The sequence below is a fragment of the Nocardia shimofusensis NBRC 100134 genome, from assembly GCF_001613125.1.
Taxonomy (GTDB): Bacteria; Actinomycetota; Actinomycetes; order Mycobacteriales; family Mycobacteriaceae; genus Nocardia; species Nocardia shimofusensis.
In genome coordinates this window covers 23303-42179 of sequence record NZ_BDBT01000033.1, presented here as the reverse complement: position 1 = coordinate 42179, position 18877 = coordinate 23303, and the positions used below count along the sequence as shown (strand labels likewise).

The window sequence follows — 18877 nt, the reverse complement described above, 5'->3', positions numbered from 1 at the left end:
AGTATTTCCCGGATGAACGCGGGAAATTCCCTGGATCGAAGGGGGGATTGTGACAACCGTCATAGTCTCCGGCCGTATATGGGTGGCCGGCTTCTCCCGTTTCGCCCGGTCCAGCGTCTTGACCTCGAGTTCGGTCGAGGTTGCAGGCTGGTTTCATGATCACCGAAGCGAATGTCACCGGCCATCTGCCCGCCGATCCGGACACCGCACTCGAGCTCCTCCGTCGGGTCGTCGCCACCGTGGAGAGGGTGCAGCGCGAGGAGGACGTCGGCGGGTTCGTGGCGCTGTTCCGCCCCGACGCCATCTGGACCACCGGGGGTGGCAAACGGCTGTTCGGTCGCGACGCGATCGCCGAGTTCACCGCCACCGTCCTGCCGGGGACGTCCGCCCACGGGTCGGCCACCTACGAGATCGAACATGTGCTGTTCGTGCGACCGGACGTGGCGGCGGTGAAGGTTCGGCAGCGCTACTACTCGCCGGATGGCGATCCGACGAGCGAGGGGTCGCCGATGTACGTGCTCTCCGAGGAAGACGGGCGGTGGCTGCTCACCGCGAATCAGAACACGCCGGTCTCGGACGGCTCGTAGCGTGCGGTCGCCGGGGGAGTCGGTTCACCGCGCGCGACCGTGACAGTGGGCCGTCGGCGCCCGCCGGGCACACTGGTGAGGTGAGTCCCGCCGCAGCCCCGACCCAGCCCGACGCCGACGCACCCGTGCTGCGCGATTTCGGCGGCGGGCCGTTCGGTGTCTACATTCACGTCCCGTTCTGCGCGACGCGGTGCGGCTACTGCGACTTCAACACCTACACCGCCGGTGAACTCGGCACCTCCGCCTCGCCGCAGTCCTGGCTGGAAGCGCTGCGCGGGGAACTGGCCACCGCCGCGGAGTCGTTCGCCGAGCTGCCGAGTTCGACACCTGCGGTCGAGACCGTCTTCGTGGGGGGCGGCACACCCTCGCTGCTGGGCGGCGACGGCCTAGCCGACGTGCTCGACGCGATCCGCGCGAACTTCACCCTCGCCGCCGGGGCGGAGGTGACCACCGAATCCAACCCGGAGTCCACCTCGCCGGAATTCTTCGAACGCCTGCGCGCGGCCGGCTACACCAGGGTGTCGCTGGGTATGCAGTCCGCGGCCGGGCACGTGCTCGCCGTGCTGGACCGCACCCATACGCCGGGCCGCCCGGTCGCCGCCGCGAAACAGGCCCGTTCCGCCGGTTTCGAGCACGTCAACCTCGATCTCATCTACGGCACCCCGGGGGAGAGCGACGCCGATCTCGACGCCAGTCTCGACGCGGTGCTGGCCGCGGGCGTGGACCACGTGTCGGCCTACTCGCTCATCGTCGAGGACGGCACCGCCCTGGCCCGCCGGGTCAGGCGCGGCGAACTGCCCGCCCCGGACGACGATGTGCTCGCCGGTCGCTACGAACGCATCGACCATCGCCTCAGGCAGGCCGGTCTGACCTGGTACGAGGTATCGAACTGGGCCGCGGACGAGGATGCCAGGTGCAGGCACAATCTGGGCTACTGGGACGGCGGCGACTGGCTCGGCGCGGGGCCCGGCGCGCACAGTCATCTCGGCGGCGTCCGGTGGTGGAACGTCAAACACCCTGCCCGCTACGCCGATCGGGTGGCGCAGGGCGGATTGCCCGCCGCCGGCTGGGAATCGCTCACCGCCGAGGACCGCTACCTCGAACGCGTCATGCTCACCATCCGGCTGCGCACCGGCCTGCCGCTGGCCGAACTGGATTCCTCGGCCGCCCCCGTCGTCGAACAGATCGTCGCGGACGGCCTGGCCGCGCGCGCGAACGGCCACCTCGTCCTCACCGACCGCGGTCGCCTGCTCGCCGACGCACTGGTGCGCCGGATCGTCATCTAGATCGGCCTCACCGCCGCCCCGTACCGCCGGCCGCATCGCCCTGCGGCGGCGTCGCCCACGCCGTGCCGCGTCCGTCGCATGGCGTCGCTGCCGACCGGCCGGCCGCCCGCTCGGGATACGCCCGGCGACCCGCCGTTTGTGAAACGCCGGTGTCCGCGACGCGCCGAGGACAAGAGGACGGTGGGATGTCAGGTATCGCCACGCTCCCGGTTCGGGGTAGGCTCCGGGCAACCTCGAGGAGTCGATTTGACCGAGTCACTACGTGTCCAGCCTGTGCACGAGCAGTACGAATTCGCTGAAATGCGCGCGGCCGAGAAGGTCGAGTTCGCGCGTAAGCGGGCCATAGCGGCCCGCACGGTTGCCGGGCACGCGCAGAACGCCGACGACTGCCTGTCGCTGCTGTCGATGCTCGGCCTCGACGCCCAGGCGGGCAAGCTGGTCGGTCGCCCCTGACGCTTGGGTGTCCGCCCACGTAATCGGGCAATTGGTGCGTGGGCAATTAGACTGGATACTCGAACGTACCGGTCACCGGGGAATCGGTGGCCGGTGAGTACGCCGGTGGCCTGTGGCGTACAGCAGGAGCGAGGAGGTGGGGCCCGATGTCGTCGAGCACCGAGGATCGCCGCTTCGAGGTTCTCCGCGCGATCGTGGCGGACTACGTGGCGACCAAGGAGCCGATCGGTTCCAAGACGCTGGTCGAACGGCACAACCTGGGTGTGTCCAGCGCGACCGTGCGCAACGACATGGCGGTACTGGAAGCCGAGGGATACATCACCCAGCCGCACACCAGTTCCGGCCGCATCCCCACCGACAAGGGCTATCGCCAGTTCGTCGACCGGATCTCCGAGGTCAAGCCGCTGTCCCCGGCCGAGCGCCGGGCCATCATGCAGTTCCTGGAATCCGGTGTCGACCTCGACGACGTCCTGCGCCGCGGCGTACGCCTGCTCGCGCAACTGACCCGGCAGGTCGCCGTCGTGCAGTACCCGACGGTGTCGGCCTCGACGGTCCGGCACATCGAAGTCGTCGCCCTCAATCCCGCGCGCCTGCTGCTGGTGGTCATCACCGACACCGGTCGCGTCGATCAGCGCATCGTCGATCTCGGCGCGCTGATCGACGACGACGATCTCGCCGCGCTGCGCGCCCTGCTCGGCGCCGCCATGGACGGCAAGCGCCTGGCGGCGGCCTCGGCCTCGGTCGCCGCACTGCCGGAGAGCGCACCGCAGAAGCTGCGCGATGTGCTCATCCGGGTGTCGACGGTTCTGGTCGAGACGCTGGTCGAGCACCCGGAGGAACGCCTCGTGCTCGGCGGTACCGCCAACCTCACCCGCAATGCCGCCGACTTCGGTCTGCCCGGCGCGCTGCGGCAGGTGCTCGAAGCGCTCGAAGAACAGGTTGTCGTGCTCAAATTGCTGGCCGCGGCGCAGCAGCCGGGCACCGTCACGGTGCGCATCGGCGAGGAGACCCAGGTCGAGGAGATGCGCGGCACCTCGGTGGTCACCACCGGATACGGCGCCTCGGGCTCGGTGCTCGGCGGTATGGGTGTGCTCGGACCGACCCGGATGGACTACCCGGGCACGATTGCCTCGGTGGCGACCGTGGCCAGGTATATCGGTGAGGTACTGGCCGAGCGCTGAGCCGGTGAGCGCGAGCGAGGTCACGGTACGGCGCTGCTACGCTCGATCTCCGGCCGGATAGAGTTGAGTGCATCCGACTGATGCTGTTCCTGCGTTCGGTGGGGGCGGCGCGAGTGCGAGTACAGCGACCCAAGGACTAGAGAACTCACGTGGCACGGGACTACTACGGACTACTCGGTGTCGGGCGCAATGCGACCGACCAGGAGATCAAGCGCGCGTACCGGAAGCTGGCGCGCGAACTCCACCCGGACATCAATCCGGACGAGGCGGCGCAGGCCAAGTTCAAGGACGTGTCGACCGCCTACGAGGTGCTCTCCGATCCGGAGAAGCGCCGCATCGTCGACATGGGCGGCGACCCGATGGAATCCGGCGGCGGCGCCGGCGGGTTCTCCGGTGCCGGCTTCGGCGGCCTCGGTGATGTGTTCGAGGCGTTCTTCGGCGGCATGAGCGGTGCGGGCGGCGGCGGTCAGCGCAAGCCGCGCGGCCGCGTGCAGGCGGGCGCGGACTCGCTGCTGCGGACCAGGTTGAGCCTGGCCGAATGCGCCGTCGGGGTCACCAAGCACCTCACCGTCGACACCGCCGTGCTCTGCGACCTGTGTCACGGTTCGGGCACCAACGGCGACTCCGAGCCGGTCCGCTGTGAAACCTGTGGCGGCGCGGGCGAAGTGCAGTCGGTGCAGCGCTCCTTCCTCGGCCAGGTGCTCACCTCCCGGCCCTGCCCGACCTGCCGCGGCGCGGGTGAGACCATCCCCGACCCCTGCGGTAAGTGCGGCGGCGACGGCCGGGTGCGCGCGCGTCGCGAGATCGCCGCGCCGATTCCCGCCGGTGTGGCCAACGGCATGCGGGTGCGGCTGGCCGCCCAGGGCGAGGTCGGACCGGGCGGCGGCCCGCCCGGAGATCTCTATGTGGAGATCGTCGAACAGCCGCACGACGTGTTCGTCCGCGACGGCGACGATCTGCACTGCACCGTCCGCGTCCCGATGGTCGACGCGGCGCTGGGCACCACCGTCGTCATCGACACCATTCTCGACGGCCCCACCGAACTGTCCATCGCGCCGGGAACCCAGCCCGGCGAGGTGTCGGTGCTGCGCGGCCACGGCATGCCCAAGCTGCGCTCGGGCGTGCGCGGTGATCTGCTCGCGCATCTGGACATCGTCATCCCGTCCAAGCTGGACAGCAAGCAGACCGATCTGCTGCGCAAGTACAAGTCGATGCGCGACCGCGACCGCGCCGAGGTGATGTCGGCCCAGTCCGAGCACAACAGCGGCCTGTTCGCCCGGTTGCGGGCGTCGTTCAGCGGACGCTGATCCGTTGGCCGCCACGGTCTTCTATCTCGACGACATCCCCGAGCCCGGGCAGATCGCCGTGCTCGACGGGCCGGAGGGACGCCACGCCGCCACGGTGCGTCGCACCAGGGTCGGCGAGGCGATCACCCTCTCCGACGGCCGCGGTCTGCTGGCGGCCTCGGAAGTCGTCGAAGCCCACCGCGATCGCCTGCACTTGCGCGTCCTCGACCGCGCCACCGCGCCACGGCCCACGCCGGAAGTGACCGTGGTGCAGGCGCTGCCGAAATCCGACCGCTCCGAACTCGCGGTGGAACTGATGACCGAGGCGGGCGCGGACGTGATCGTGCCGTGGCAGTCCGTCCGTTGCGTCGCCAGATGGGAAGGCAAGGCCACCAAGGGAATCGAGAAGTGGCGCGCGGCCGCCCGTTCGGCGGCCAGGCAGTCCCGGCGCGCCCACATTCCCGACGTCGCCGATCTGCATCGCACCCGCGATCTCGTCGAATTGGTGCGCACGGCCCACGCGGACGGCGCGGTCGTGGCCGCCCTGCACGAATCCGGCGCGGGGCGATTCACCGACCTCGGTTTCGACGGCGTCGGCCGGGTGATCCTGATCGTCGGCCCCGAAGGCGGCCTGGACGACTCCGAACTGGCGGCGCTGTCGGAGGCGGGCGCCCGGATCGTCGTGCTCGGCCCGACCGTGCTGCGCACCTCCACGGCTGCCGCGGTGGCGCTCGGCGCGCTGGGAGCGCTGACCCCGCGCTGGTAGCCGCGCACCGCCGCCGAGCGGGCGGCACCAGGTTATTCACTGTCGGGGTGTCGGTGGGGCGCGTTAAACTTTGCTGGTCGGCGGGTATCCCCCGATGTACTCCCGGGCGGATGTAGTACCGGCCGGACCGCAGTACTGTCGAGACCGGAAAGCGGGCTGTAACGACCTTTGCGAACTCAAGGTGAGATCGGCGAGCCGACCAACCCCGTGACCGGAATCGGTGCAGGTGACAACAGCTCGGGCCCCGCGGCCCGCACCGTGCGCTCCAGCATCGAACTCGCCCCCGAATCCGTCTTCCCGCTGCTCGGCTCGGCCGATGAGAACTTGCGCGAACTCGAGAGTCTGCTCGACGCCGACATCCATGTGCGCGGCAGTTCGGTCACCCTCACCGGCAAGGCCGCCGACGTCGCACTCGCCGAACGGGTCGTCGAGCAGTTGGTCGCGCTGACCGGGCGCAATCGTGGGATCACTCCCGAAGCCGTCCGGCACACCGTCTCCATGCTCACCGCGGGGTCGGCCGAGTCGCCCGCCGAGGTACTCAGCCTGGACATCCTGTCGCGGCGAGGCAAGACCATCCGCCCGAAGACGCTCAATCAGAAGCGCTACGTCGACGCGATCGACGCCCACACGATCGTCTTCGGCATCGGCCCCGCGGGCACCGGCAAGACCTATCTGGCGATGGCCAAGGCTGTGCAGGCGCTGCAGTCCAAGCAGGTCAATCGGATCATCCTCACCCGCCCCGCGGTCGAGGCCGGTGAACGCCTCGGCTTCCTGCCCGGCACGCTCAACGAGAAGATCGATCCGTATCTGCGCCCGCTCTACGACGCGCTGCACGACATGATGGACCCGGAGGCGATTCCGAAGCTGACCGCCGCGGGCGTCATCGAGGTCGCGCCGCTGGCGTACATGCGTGGTCGTGCGCAGCCGCTGCACACCAAGGTGCTGACCCCGTCGGGTTTCCGGCCCATCGGTGAGATCGCGGTCGGCGACCAGGTGATCGGCTCCGACGGCCGCCCGACCGAGGTGCTCGGTGTCTACCCGCAGGGCTTCAAGGAGATCTACCGCGTCACCACCCAGGACGGCTCCTCCACACTGGCCTCCGGCGACCACCTGTGGTCGGTGTACACCCGCGACGACCGTCGCCGCGGCAAGCCGCCCCGGGTGCTGCAGACCAAGGAGATGATCGGCAACCTCCGCGCCGCGCATCACCACCGCTACGAGCTGCCGCTGCTCAGCGCCCCGGTCGAATTCGCCACCCGGCCGGTACCGGCCGACCCCTACACAGTCGGTTTGTCGATCGGCGAGGGCGCGAAGGCCGTCCCGGCGGAGTACCTGCTCAACGACAGCGCCGTCCGCCTGGGCGTGCTGCAGGGATTGCTCGACGCGGCTGCCGGACCTGTCACGCAGGCCGGCCGCAGCTGCCGGATCCAGTACACGACGACCTCGCCGCGGTTGCGCGCCGACATGCTGTTCCTGGTCCAGTCGCTCGGCGGCATCGTCAACGTCCGCACGCGATCGGCCGTGAGCCGTACGACGGGGAACCGTCGCGAGACCTACGTCCTCGACATCCGGCTACCCGAGGGTATCGAGCCCTTCCGCCTCGACCACAAGGCGCGGAAGTACGCGGCCCACGGCGGCGGCAGGCCCATGCGGTTCCTCCACGCCATCGAGGAGGCGGGCACCGAGGAGGCGGTCTGCATCCGGGTCGCCGCACCCGACGCGCTGTACGTGACCGAGGACTTCCTGCTCACACACAACACCCTCAACGATTCGTTCATCATTCTCGACGAGGCGCAGAACACGACCGCCGAGCAGATGAAGATGTTCCTCACCCGGCTCGGTTTCGGGTCGAAGATCGTGGTGACCGGCGACGTGACCCAGGTGGATCTGCCCAACGGCGCCCGATCGGGTCTACGCGCGGCCTCGGAGATCCTCACCCAGATCGACGACATCCATTTCGCCGAACTCAACAGCAGCGACGTGGTGCGTCACCGCCTGGTCTCCGACATCGTCGACGCCTACGAGCGCTTCGAGGCCGAGACCCGCCCGGTCGGCCCGCACATGCCGGGCAATCGCGCCCAGCGTCGCGCGGGCGGCCGCTCGGACCGCCGCTGACCGCGCCTGAAGCGGCCCTGTCTTCGGACGGGGTCGCTTCGGCGTGTCCGGGCAGGCCGGAAAGTCCGACCAGGAACCGTCCGGGACAGCGCTCGGATTCCCGCAGTAGTGGTGACCATCGTGACGGTTGTGTCTATCCGGATGCCCGATGCCGCGAGCCGGTCGGGACGTGTCCGACCGCACCGAATACCCTGATCAGGTGAGCATCGAGATCGCCAACGAATCGGGCGTGGACGTACCCGAGGAAGATCTGGTCAGTGTCGCGCGCTTCGTGATCGCGCGGATGGACGTCCACCCGGCGGCAGAGCTGTCGATGGTGCTCGTCGATCTCGACACCATGGCGGATCTGCACATGCGGTGGATGGATCTGCCCGGCCCTACCGACGTGATGTCCTTCCCGATGGACGAGCTGGAGCCGGGCGGACGCCCGGACAGCCCGGAGCCGGGGCCGTCGATGCTCGGCGACATCGTGCTGTGCCCGGAGTTCGCCGCGGCCCAGGCGCACAAGGCGGAGCATTCGCTCGACCACGAGCTCGCGCTGCTGACCGTGCACGGCGTCCTGCACCTGCTCGGCTACGACCATGCCGAGCCGGAGGAGGAGAAGGAGATGTTCGAGCTGCAGGCCAGGCTGCTCGAGGAGTGGTACGAGAGCTTGCGGGAAGCGGCGCGCCGGGCCGAACTCGCCGAGCGTGACGCGCGACTGCTCGGTAAGGCGGGTTTCACGACGCCGGGTGACGCGCTGGGCCCCGCGTGAGTGCTCCGGTACTGATAGTGCTCGCGGTACTGCTGGTGCCGCTCGGCGGGCTCTTCGCCGGTCTCGACTCCGCGTTGAACACCATCTCGCCCGCGCGCCTGGGGGATATGGTGCGCGCCGAACGTCCCGGCGCGGCTCGGCTGACCCGCATCGTCGCCGATCGCGCCCGGTACGTGAATCTCATGGTGCTGCTGCGGGTCTCGTCCGAGATCGGCGCCACCGTGCTGCTGGCCGCCGCGCTGATGAAGGTCTGGGCCGACACCGTCGCCCTGCTCGTCACGGCCGCGGTCATGGTGCTGGTGGACTACGTGGTGATCGGCGTCGGCCCCCGTACACTCGGTCGCCAGCACGCATACTCGCTGTCGCTGGCCGCCGCGCTGCCGCTGCAGTTCATCGGCGCGGTGCTCAGCCCGCTGTCGCGGCTGCTGATCCTGCTCGGCAACGCGATCACCCCCGGTAAGGGGTTCCGCAACGGGCCGTTCGCCTCGGAGATCGAGTTGCGCGAGGTCGTGGAGCTGGCGGGGGAGCGCGGCGTGGTGGCCGACGAGGAACGCCGGATGATCCAGTCGGTGTTCGAACTCGGCGACACCCCCGCGCGCGCGGTGATGGTGCCGCGCACCGAGATGGTGTGGATCGAAGCGACCAAGACCGCCGCGCAGGCCATGTCGCTGGCGGTGCGCAGCGGACACTCCCGCATCCCGGTGATCGGTGAGAACGTCGACGACATCCTCGGCGTGGTCTACCTCAAGGATCTGGTGACCTACGCCGATCGCAGCCGGAAGGTGAGGGTTCGCGAGGTGATGCGCCCCGCGGTGTTCATGCCCGACTCCAAGCCGCTGGACGCGCTGCTGGACGAGATGCAGCGCCGCCGCAACCACATGGCCCTGCTGGTCGACGAATACGGCGGCATCGCCGGGCTGGTGACCATCGAGGACGTGCTCGAGGAGATCGTGGGCGAGATCGCCGACGAATACGACACCCACGAGATCGCGCCGGTGGAAGATCTCGGTGACGGCCGTTTCCGTGTCTCGGCGCGGCTGACGGTGGAAGATCTCGGTGAGCTGTTCGGCATGGAGATCGAGGACGAGGACGTCGACACCGTCGGCGGACTGCTCGCGCACGAGCTGGGCCGTGTGCCGCTGCCCGGGTCGAAAGTGCAGGCCTACGGGCTGGTGTTACGTGGTGAGGGCGGCCCGGACGCGCGCGGCCGGATGCGGGTGCACACGGTGATGGTGCGCAGAGCGAGCGAGAAGCAACGCGAGCCGGAGTCGGCGCGCGGTAAGGACGGCGCTCAGGGCAAGGACGGCGCCCAGGGCAGTGGCGGCGCTCAGGGAAATAGCACCACCCAGGGCAGTGGCGGCACCCGGGGCGACGGCAGCACACAGGGCGACGGCTCGCAGCGGGATCAGCCCGCCGCGCCGAACCCCGCGGGACACGATGAGGACGGAGAAAGCCAATGATCGAATTGGACGCCGAGGACAGCAAGCTGCACGTGCTGGCGCGCGGCGCGCTCGGCCGCACCGGCGGGACCGCGGGCGCGGCGGTGCGCGACACCGAAGGCCGCACCTACGCCGCGGGCGAGGTGACGCTGTCGGTATTGCGGCTGAGCGCCTTGCAGGCGGCCGTGGCGGCCGCGATCTCCAGCGGCGCCGAGGGTTTCGAGGCGGCCGTGATGATCGGCGCGAGGTTCTCCGACCCGGGCGTCTCCGCCGTGCGGGAGGTGTCCCCGTCGGCACGGATCATCTTCGCCGACCAGGCGGGCATCGTGTTCGATGTCCTCGACGACACCGCGGCCGAAGGTGCGCATGACGACACCGCGGCCGAAGGTGCGCATGACGACACCGCGGCCGAAGGCCCGTTCGCGGACACCGCGACAGCGGGCTCGGAGGCCAACGGTGGCTGACAAGTCCCCGGCCGAATTCCGGTCCGGTTTCGTCTGTTTCGTCGGCCGGCCCAACACCGGCAAGTCCACGCTGACCAATGCGTTGGTGGGGGCGAAGATCGCCATCACCTCCTCGCGTCCGCAGACCACCCGCCACACCATCCGCGGCATCGTGCATCGCGAGCACACCCAGCTGATCCTGGTCGACACCCCGGGTCTGCACCGACCGCGGACCCTGCTCGGCCAGCGGCTCAACGATCTCGTGCGCGACACCTATTCCGAGGTCGACGTGATCGCCATCTGCATCCCGGCCGACGAGAAGATCGGTCCCGGTGACCGCTGGATCGTGCAGCAGATCCGGCAGATGGCGCCGAAGACCACTGTGCTCGGCGTGGTCACCAAGATCGACAAGGTGAGCCGTGACCAGGTCGCCCATCAGCTGATGGCGGTCTCGCAACTGCTGGGCCCGGAGGCCGATGTGGTTCCGGTGTCGGCGGTCAAGGGCGAGCAGGTCGAGGTGCTCGTCGATGTGATCGCCTCGAAGATGCCCGAGGGCCCGGCCTTCTACCCCGACGGGGAGCTGACCGACGAGCCCGAGGAAACCCTCATGGCCGAGCTCATCCGCGAAGCCGCGCTCGAGGGCGTGCGCGACGAACTGCCGCACTCGCTGGCGGTGGTGATCGAGGAGGTTCTCCCGCGCGAGGAGAACGAGGACATGCTCGACGTGCACGCGCTGCTGTATGTGGAGCGGCCCAGCCAGAAGGCGATCGTCATCGGCAAGGGCGGCGCGCGGCTCAAGGAGGTAGGTACCAACGCCCGCAAACAGATCGAGAGCATTCTCGGCGTGCGGATATACCTGCACCTGCACGTGAAGGTCGCCAAGGACTGGCAGCGCGACCCCAAGCAGCTCGGCAAGCTGGGCTTCTGACCCGCGGGAACGGTTACGGCGCAGTATCGTCCGGTGATCGAGCCGGTGGATCGGGGTGCCGGTCGGGCCGTGGGGCGGTACAGTCGCCGGTTACACGCGGGCACAATTTCATATGCGGCCCGCGGTTTCACCAGGTGGGGGAGGCCGTCGAGTGTCCGAGGCGAACGACATCGGCAAACTGCTCGAACTCGTGCGAGCGCTGAACGTCCCGGATTCCAGACCCCGGGTGCTGCGCACGATGATTCGCCGCAGACGACCGTTACCGCGGCCCGTCATCGGCCTGATCGGCACGCCCGCGAGCAGCGCGCTGCTCGTCGAGATCTACCGCTGGCTGGGCGAATCCGGCGGCCGGCGCGCGACTCCGCGTGCGCGAGTCGATCTCTCGGCCGCCGACCTGCCCCCGGATGCCCTCGCCCCCGACCCCAACGCCACCGGCGAGGAGATCGAGGGCCATTGCCTGCCGATCCTGCAACGCCTCGTCGAGGGCTTCTCCACCGATGACACCGCGATGGGCCCGATCCGGTTCCCCCGGTACCGCACCGCCGATTGGCTGACCCGCCAGCGGGTGACCAGCGACGAGACCGAAGCGGCGGTGGAACTGCGCGCCCGGCTGCCGAAGCTGCTGCGTAGTGGCTCGCCCGCCAGCTCTTCCGCGGGTGACGCCAGCGAGGCCGCCGCGGGCGACATCGTCTCGCGCGTGGTGTTCGGTGTGTTCGCCCTGTGGCCGGTGCTGCGGTTGTGGCTGTGGATCAGCGGCCGCATCCCCGGCATGTCCAAGGTGACCCGCTGGTTCATGCACCAGCGCTACCTTGCCCCCGAACTCTCCGACAGTTTCCTGGGTTTCGCCACCCGCCTCACCGCCTCCGGCCGCAGCGACGAGAACGAGGAGCAGATCGCCAAGCTGCTCGTCCACGCGTTCCTGGAGGACCTGCGCGATGCCTACCGCCGCCCCGTCTGGCGCCCGTCGGGGTGGCGGCGCACGGCCTACCCGGTCGCACTGCTCGGGCCGGTCGCACCGGACAGCGCGGGCGCGCGACTGCTGGCCAGGATCAACGACATTCGCAACGAAACCGGCCTTTCCGATCCGCTGGTCGTGCTGGCCTGTCTGGAGTCCCCGCCCGCTCGCCCGCCGGTCCGCGACCTCGCCCGCATCGGCGACCTGACGAACCTCGACACCCTGGAAGGTCTCCTCGATCGGCCGTCCTCCGGTCAGGAGCCGGACCCGCTGCAGCGCTGGTTGCGCAATATCGACCACATGCGCACCAACCGGCTGTCCTACGCCTGGTACCTGCCGCTGCGGGTGCGCCTGCCCGATCCGCTGGACGGCTGCCTGCGCGATCCCCGCTACGCCCACCTCGCCGTACCCCCGTCGCCGCCGCTGGCGGCTCGCCGCTGGTTCGTCGCGGCATCGGTGCTGGTGCCGGTGATCCTGCTGGTGGCGGCGGCGTTGGTGTATGTGCCGCCGCTGCGCGGAGCGGCGTGCTCACACTGGCCGTGGACGTCGGGTGTCTCGGTGGCCATGCGGGAGGGCGAGTGTGTCGGATACAGCGCGGGCCCCGGCCAGTTGTTCGGCGACGATCCCGAACTGATCGCTGTGCAGCGGCACATCTTCCGCCTGAACGCCGAGGCGGAGAATGAACTCCGTGCCGATTCGGAACGGCGACTGGTGACCGTGGTGTACTTCGCCGGTCTGAGCTTCCCCCGACCTCACGACCGCTACCCGCTCGCCCAGGCAGAGGAATTGGCCGGACTCGCAGCACAGCAACAGTTGGTCCTGAACAAGCCTCGGGAGACCGGGCCGTTGCTGCGGGTGGTGATCGCCAACGGCGGCACGGAGATGAACCAGGCCCGATGGGTGGTGGACAACCATCTGCGGGAACTGTTCGATGACGATCCCACGGTGCTCGGTGTGGTCGGCATGGACCGCAGTAGCGACCAGACTCACCAGGCCATCACGCGGCTGGGCGAACTCGGGATTCCCGTCATGGCAACGACGTTGACGGCCGACGAGATGAAGAACGCGTCGCCGCTGTACTTCCAGGCATCGCCCAGCAACGCGACCCACGCCCGGCTCGTCGCCGACTACGTCAGAGGCGCGACCTATCCGGATGGCAGGCAACGCTATCGACGGATGGTTCTGTACTACCCGGAAGTGCCCGGCGACCGCTATGTCGCGAATCTCATCGATGATCTGAAAGAGGAGCTGGGCGGGTTCTCTGTCGGTGAAGAGACCTGGAAGGAGCAGAAAGAGCTCAACGACATCGAGCTGCCCTGCCGGAGCCCCGATTTCGATCCGGAGAATTCGAAAGATCGGGAGGCCAAGGAGACGCTGTTGTTCTACGCCGGACGCAACGTCGACTTCTCCGCCTTCGCCGATGCGGTCGTCCGCGCCTGCCCTGGCGTCGACGGTCCGCCGATCCTCGGCAACGACACGCTCACCCGCGTGATCATCAATGATCCGGCCGAGAGCCTGCCGCCGAACCTGACCGTCCGCTACGTGGCCAAGGCCGCGCCGTTGATCCTCGCCAAGCAGCCGTGCCTGAGAGGCGAGACCTCGGTGGGCGGCCGGCCGATGCCGCCAGAGCAGGCGAATCTGTGCTACTCCATCCGGCAGGTGCTTCAAGGACTGGACAAGGAGCTCGACGACCTGCGTGAGGAACCGGAGCCGTACCAGCCGTCCTGGGCGGGCGATCGGCTCGGGCTGGGATTCGACGCGGGCAGTCTGCTCATGAGCGCTGTGCGTAAGTTCAACGGCAGCATGCCCAGTCGCGCCGCGATCGCCATCGCGCTGCGCGAGATCTCGTACCCGGGGGCGACGGGGCGACTCGACTTCACGGCCGGGCGGACTGCGGAAACGGCCTCACTCGCGGTCCTGGTCATCGACCCCGTGAGCACGCAGGAACCGCATCAATGCCTGTTGACCCACCCCCGCACCACGAACGGCACCGGATGCCCCACGGGTACCGGCAGCGGCCTCGAGAACTGGGAAGGACCGGCTTCCCCGGCCCCTGCCCCCTGATGCTCGATACCTCGGGCGCTCACCACCACGCCCGTGGCCGTTCCCGCTCCCAGTGCCGCTCGGCCTCCACCTGCGCGGCCAGCGAGACCAGCAGCGGCTCGGAGGAGTCCGGCCCCATCAACTGCGCTCCCACCGGCAGCCCACCCGCGGTGAAGCCGGCGGGCACGTTCACACTCGGCCAACCGAGCACATTCCACGGCCAGGCGTACGGACAGGCCGCCGTGATCAGCGAGTTGGTCGCGTTCACCCCGATCCCGTCGATCTCCTCCACACGCGGCGCGGCGGTGGCGGTGGTCGGCGCGAGCACCACGTCGTAGTCGCGGAAGAACCCGCCGATGCGCCGGTGCAGCACCTTCTCGGCCTGTCGCGCCGCGGCCAGCACCGGCCCGCCGAGCACCCGGCCGAGCCGGGCATTGGCCACCGTGCGCGGGTCCACCACCGCACCGGGCATGCGCTGGTACACATCGCGGATGCCCGCCATCGAGCGCGGTAGGAACGACGCTCCCATGAGCAGCCCGTAGTGCAGGTCGGCGACGGTGACCGTGTGGCCGAGCGCGCGCAGGGTGGCGGCGATCGAGTGGACGGCTTCGGCGACCTCCGGATCGAGCGCGGTCTTCGTCGCGGTGAACGGAATGTTCAGCGACAGCGCGATTCTGAGCTTTCCCGGATCGCGCCCGACCGCCTCGCTCACCCGGATCGGCGCGGGAGTATGCAGATCGCCCGCGTGCGGACCGGCCGCAACGTCCAGGAGCAGGGCCGCGTCGGCCACGGTGCGCGCGATCGGACCGTTCACCGTGAGCCCGTTGAACGCCTCGGCCGACGGCCACGTGGAGATGCGCCCGCGCTGCGGTTTGATCCCCACCAGGTGCGTCCACGCCGAGGGGATGCGCACCGATCCCGCCCCGTCGGACCCGAGCGCGGCCGGCACCAGCCCGGCGGCGACAGCGGCTGCCGAGCCACCGGACGAGCCGCCCGGAGTGTGCTCGGCACTCCACGGATTGCGGGTGTACCCGAATGCCGCACCGCTGGTGAACGGCAACTGGCCGAGCTCGCAGGTGGTGGTCTTGCCGACGATCACCGCCCCCGCCGCCCGCAGCCGCCGCACCGACTCCGCGTCCTCGGTCGCCACGGGGAAGTCGCCCCCGCAGCCGAACGCCGTCGATTCGCCCGCGATATCGGTGTCGTCCTTCACCGCGATCGGCACACCGAGCAGCGGCAGCCGCTCACCCGCCGCGATCCGCCGATCCGCTTCGGCGGCCTCCGCGAGCGCCGCGTCCCGCCGCACGACCCGGAACGCGTTGAGTCCGGGCTGGCTCGCTTCGATCCGCTCCAGCGCCGCGCCCACCGCCGCGACCGAACTCACCGTGCCCGTCGCGAGCGCCGCGGCCAGCTCCGACAGCCCGAGGTCGGCGCCCACGTCCGCGCCTCCGGGATTCGCCACCGCCATGTGAAAGCTCCCTCTCCTCGTCCGCCGGAGATCCGACGGTAGCGCTCATCTGGTCAGTCGTCCATCATGGTTATCGCAATCGGCGGGCAATCCGCATCGGCTGCGGCGTCGCCAGTCGACATCCGCGTCATGGATCGGCCCCGAGGACGCCGATGCCCTCGGTGCGCGGGACGCGGCGGGCGCCGTCGAGGGGCGCGATCTGGCAGTCCCGGTGGCCCTGATGGACCGGCTGTGCGCCGGCGGGTGAGGGTGGGCGTCAGAGTCGGAAACGACCCGCGAACGCGCGCAGCGGCAGATCGTTGCTGGTGACGATGCCGGGCGGGGCCGCGACGACCGACCTTATCGAGTTGAGGGCGGGCAGCCCGGTGACGGTCATGCCGATCGAGGCGAAGCTCGCGGGATCGGACAGGTCGACGCCCTTGCGCGGGAAGATCATGTGTTTGCTGTAGATGCTGGGATCGCCGGTGATGTGCGTGATGTAGCAGCCCTGGATCTTCCAGGACGGATCGGTGTGCGGGGTCATCTGCCACTCGAGGTGCGTCTCCACCCGCGGCACGCCGTCCACCATTCCCCGGTACTTGATGTAACTGCCGCCCAGCGACCCCTTCGGCAGCTGATACCAGCCCAGGTCCACATCGCGGGTGCACGCGCCGAGTTCGTACTCGAAGCTCACCTCGTCGAGGGTGAGGTCGAAGGCGTCGGCCATCAGGTGCACCGAGTCGGCGAACACGGCGGTGAAGGTGTAGAGGGAGTCCGGGATGCTCGGGTCGTCGATCGGGCGGCCGTAGCCGACGGCCTTCCAGGTGTCCACCGAATGATGACAGGAGACGTCGACCGATTCGGTGACGGTCACGTTCTCGATCTCGGCCACATCGGCGGACCCCACGATGCCGAGGATCTGGGTCAGGCCCGGATTCATGCCGGTGCCGTAGAACGTCGCACCGCCGCGCTCGCACGCCGCCTGGATGATCTCGCTGACCCTGCGGCCGGAGGGATGCGGATAGTTCTTGTCACGGTGGAAGCCGGTGATCCAGTCCGCCGTGGTGACCACGTCGATGCCCGCCTCGAGGACTTTCTCGTAGAGGTCTTCGTCGGGGAACACACCGTGGAAGGTGAGCACATCGGGGCGGGCGGCGATGATCTCCTCGATCGAGCCGGTGGCGATCACTCCGATCGGGCCGATGCCGACGATCTCACCGGCGTCACGCCCGACCTTCTCCGGCGAATAACAATGCAGCCCCACCAGTTCCAGATCCGGATGCGCGCGGATGCGCCCGATCATCTCGGTGCCGAGATTGCCGGTCGCGACCTGGAAGACACGAATTCTTTCGGTACTGCTCATGAGGGGCCACTTTCCGTCGTCGGTTCGGCGGGGTAGAACTGCGTGGCCCATTCGCGCAGGGCCTTGAAACCCTGGAATTCCTTGCGGGAGAGCGCGGGTGGATCGGAATAGCGCTGGTGGGCCCAGATGTTCACGTCGGCCTCGAACTGCTCGATGACGAAGCCGGCCATGGTGGTGCCGTACCGATTGATCTGCGGGCTGTCGTCGCCCGGCCTGCGGCCGATCCACACGGTGAATCGCACATCGCAGGTGGACTCGTCGACCGGCGTCACCGCGGGCATGGTGCGGTTGTCGACCATGCCCCAGCTCTTGGTGATCGAGCAGCCGAGCCCGGCATTGATGGACTCGACTCCGCTGTCGACCTGGCCTGCGGCGATCTCGGCATCGAAAGCGACGGTGAAGTCGACGTAGGAGACCGGCCCGGAGAAATCGTGCCGGGTGAACTCGGGTACGAACGGGGTCTTGTGCACATATTCGAAGTGCGCGAAATCGACGCCGTTCTCCATCACGTACTGCGGGTGCAATTCCAGCCGCTGCCGATACAGCGTGGCCGCGGGCACCGGCGGGTAGTAGTCGTCGGCGGTTCTCCCGTCACCGAAAGCGGAGAACATGTCCGGAATCTCGAAATACGGTGCGCGCCCGTCACGGTCGAACCAGATCCACACGGCCTCGTTGCGCTCGACGACCGGATAGCTGCGGATGCGGCGGCCCTTGTTCGGATGGTCCTCGTAGGGGATGCAGACATTGCGCCCTTCGCGATTCCACTCCCAGCCGTGGAACGGGCACACCAGATTCTCGCCCTCGACGTGTCCGCCGTAGCCCAGATGCGCGCCGAGGTGCTCGCAGTAGGCGTCGAATACCGAGACCTGTCCCGACGCCGATCGCCAGGCGACCATCTCACGTCCGAAGTAGTGCATCGTGTGGACCGCGCCGACGGTGATCTCCGCGCACCAGGCCACTTGGAACCAGCCCGTCGGCTCCATCGGCAGCGGTGGTTTCGCCATCTCGAGAGAGTAGAACCCTCTTCGAGAGAATACAAGAGGGTTATGTGAAACCGAATTGCCATGTCCTCGAGTACACTCCGGCACCGTGACCGAGGCAGCGGCAGGCGGGCGACGCGCGAACAAACGCGGCCTCGCGTCCAGGGAGAGCATGCTCGAAGCCGCCATCACCTCCCTGGCGACCGGCGACCCGGCGGCGGTGTCGGGCAACCGCATCGCCCGCGACATCGGCGCCACCTGGGGCGTGGTCAAGTACCAGTTCGGCGACATCGACGGCCTGTGGGCGGCCGTCCTGCGCCACACCGCCGACAAACGCGGCGACCTGCCCGCCGGTTTCGCGGGGGAGGGCACGCTACCCGAGCGCGTCGCCGCTCTCGTCCACGGCATGGCCGCCGGCCTGCGCAGGCCGGAATCGCTGGCCATCGAGACCCTGCGCGCCGCCCTGCCTCGCGATCACGCCGAACTCGAACGCGACTTCCCCCGCACGGCGGCGGAACTGGCCTCGTGGAAACCGCACTGGGACACCGCCTGCGCGCGGGCCTTCGCGGATCTGGATCTGGACCCGGTGAAGGTGCGCCGGGTCGCGGCCCTGCTGCCCGCCGCCCTGCGCGGCATCACCTCCGAACGCACCCTCGGCACCTACGGCGACCTCGACGACGCGCTCGAGGCCCTGATCGGCGGCATCACCGCCTACCTGCGCGACTGACCGCCTCGCGCCGCCTTCGCGATGCGGAGATCCGCCCGCCGTCACCGGTACGGCGCGGGTCGATCCCGTGACGAACCGTTCGAAGGCTCGACTGCCGGGCGGACCGGTCCGCCGCCGATGTCCT

The 18877-nt window shown here is 69.2% G+C and carries 15 protein-coding genes and 1 pseudogene; 13 read left to right on the top strand and 3 right to left on the bottom strand.

Going from position 1 to position 18877, the window contains the following annotated elements:
* The first annotated feature begins 155 nt into the window (after positions 1-155).
* The 12 genes and pseudogenes from NS3_RS24740 to NS3_RS24685 all read left to right on the top strand — a co-directional run bounded on the left by NS3_RS24740 (position 156) and on the right by NS3_RS24685 (position 14257).
* Positions 156-587: an SgcJ/EcaC family oxidoreductase gene (locus NS3_RS24740; protein WP_067864302.1), complete on the top strand. Its 432-nt coding sequence runs from the start codon at positions 156-158 to the stop codon at positions 585-587.
* 80 nt (positions 588-667) lie between these two features.
* Positions 668-1873 carry a radical SAM family heme chaperone HemW gene (gene hemW, locus NS3_RS24735; RefSeq protein ID WP_084495894.1) on the top strand — a complete coding sequence of 402 codons (1206 nt, stop codon included), beginning with the start codon at positions 668-670 and terminating at the stop codon, positions 1871-1873.
* A gap of 246 nt (positions 1874-2119) precedes the next feature.
* Complete coding sequence (locus NS3_RS24730) at positions 2120-2326, top strand: hypothetical protein (protein ID WP_067864299.1); 207 nt, start codon at positions 2120-2122, stop codon at positions 2324-2326.
* 146 nt (positions 2327-2472) lie between these two features.
* Positions 2473-3507: a heat-inducible transcriptional repressor HrcA gene (gene hrcA / locus NS3_RS24725; RefSeq protein ID WP_067864296.1), complete on the top strand. Its 1035-nt coding sequence runs from the start codon at positions 2473-2475 to the stop codon at positions 3505-3507.
* Between the two features lie 149 nt (positions 3508-3656).
* Complete coding sequence (gene dnaJ / locus NS3_RS24720; RefSeq protein ID WP_067864293.1) at positions 3657-4814, top strand: molecular chaperone DnaJ; 1158 nt, start codon at positions 3657-3659, stop codon at positions 4812-4814.
* A 4-nt stretch (positions 4815-4818) separates the two neighbouring features.
* Positions 4819-5559, top strand: coding sequence for a 16S rRNA (uracil(1498)-N(3))-methyltransferase (locus NS3_RS24715; protein WP_067864290.1), 741 nt, complete (start codon positions 4819-4821; stop codon positions 5557-5559).
* Between the two features lie 216 nt (positions 5560-5775).
* Positions 5776-7674 carry a PhoH family protein gene (locus NS3_RS30680; protein ID WP_084495899.1) on the top strand — a complete coding sequence of 633 codons (1899 nt, stop codon included), beginning with the start codon at positions 5776-5778 and terminating at the stop codon, positions 7672-7674.
* A 199-nt stretch (positions 7675-7873) separates the two neighbouring features.
* Complete coding sequence (ybeY, locus tag NS3_RS24705) at positions 7874-8428, top strand: rRNA maturation RNase YbeY (protein WP_040795125.1); 555 nt, start codon at positions 7874-7876, stop codon at positions 8426-8428.
* A complete protein-coding gene (locus NS3_RS24700) occupies positions 8425-9888 on the top strand; it encodes a hemolysin family protein (protein WP_067864288.1) in 1464 nt (487 codons plus the stop codon). Before ybeY ends, NS3_RS24700 begins: the two co-directional genes overlap by 4 nt.
* Positions 9885-10193: pseudogene (locus tag NS3_RS24695) on the top strand (cytidine deaminase-like protein); the annotation flags it as partial. The gene NS3_RS24700 and the pseudogene NS3_RS24695, both read left to right, overlap by 4 nt.
* Before the next feature lie 130 nt (positions 10194-10323).
* Entirely contained in the window at positions 10324-11238 is a 915-nt protein-coding gene (gene era / locus NS3_RS24690) for a GTPase Era (protein WP_067864282.1), read from the top strand.
* A 151-nt stretch (positions 11239-11389) separates the two neighbouring features.
* Entirely contained in the window at positions 11390-14257 is a 2868-nt protein-coding gene (locus NS3_RS24685; RefSeq protein ID WP_067864280.1) for an ABC transporter substrate-binding protein, read from the top strand.
* A gap of 19 nt (positions 14258-14276) precedes the next feature.
* Here NS3_RS24685 and NS3_RS24680 read toward each other — a convergent pair whose 3' ends face one another.
* The 3 genes from NS3_RS24680 to NS3_RS24670 form a co-directional block, all read right to left on the bottom strand.
* Entirely contained in the window at positions 14277-15704 is a 1428-nt protein-coding gene (locus tag NS3_RS24680) for an amidase (protein WP_067864277.1), read from the bottom strand.
* A 256-nt stretch (positions 15705-15960) separates the two neighbouring features.
* Complete coding sequence (locus NS3_RS24675; protein ID WP_067864274.1) at positions 15961-17046, bottom strand: NAD(P)H-dependent amine dehydrogenase family protein; 1086 nt, start codon at positions 17044-17046, stop codon at positions 15961-15963.
* On the bottom strand, positions 17043-18050 hold the full coding sequence (locus tag NS3_RS24670) for a Rieske 2Fe-2S domain-containing protein (RefSeq protein WP_067864271.1): 1008 nt from the start codon (positions 18048-18050) through the stop codon (positions 17043-17045). Before NS3_RS24670 ends, NS3_RS24675 begins: the two co-directional genes overlap by 4 nt.
* Positions 18051-18135: 85 nt before the next feature.
* On the opposite strand from NS3_RS24670, the gene NS3_RS24665 reads away from it, so the two are divergent.
* Positions 18136-18753, top strand: coding sequence for a TetR/AcrR family transcriptional regulator (locus tag NS3_RS24665; RefSeq protein WP_067864269.1), 618 nt, complete (start codon positions 18136-18138; stop codon positions 18751-18753).
* Positions 18754-18877: the final 124 nt, after the last annotated feature.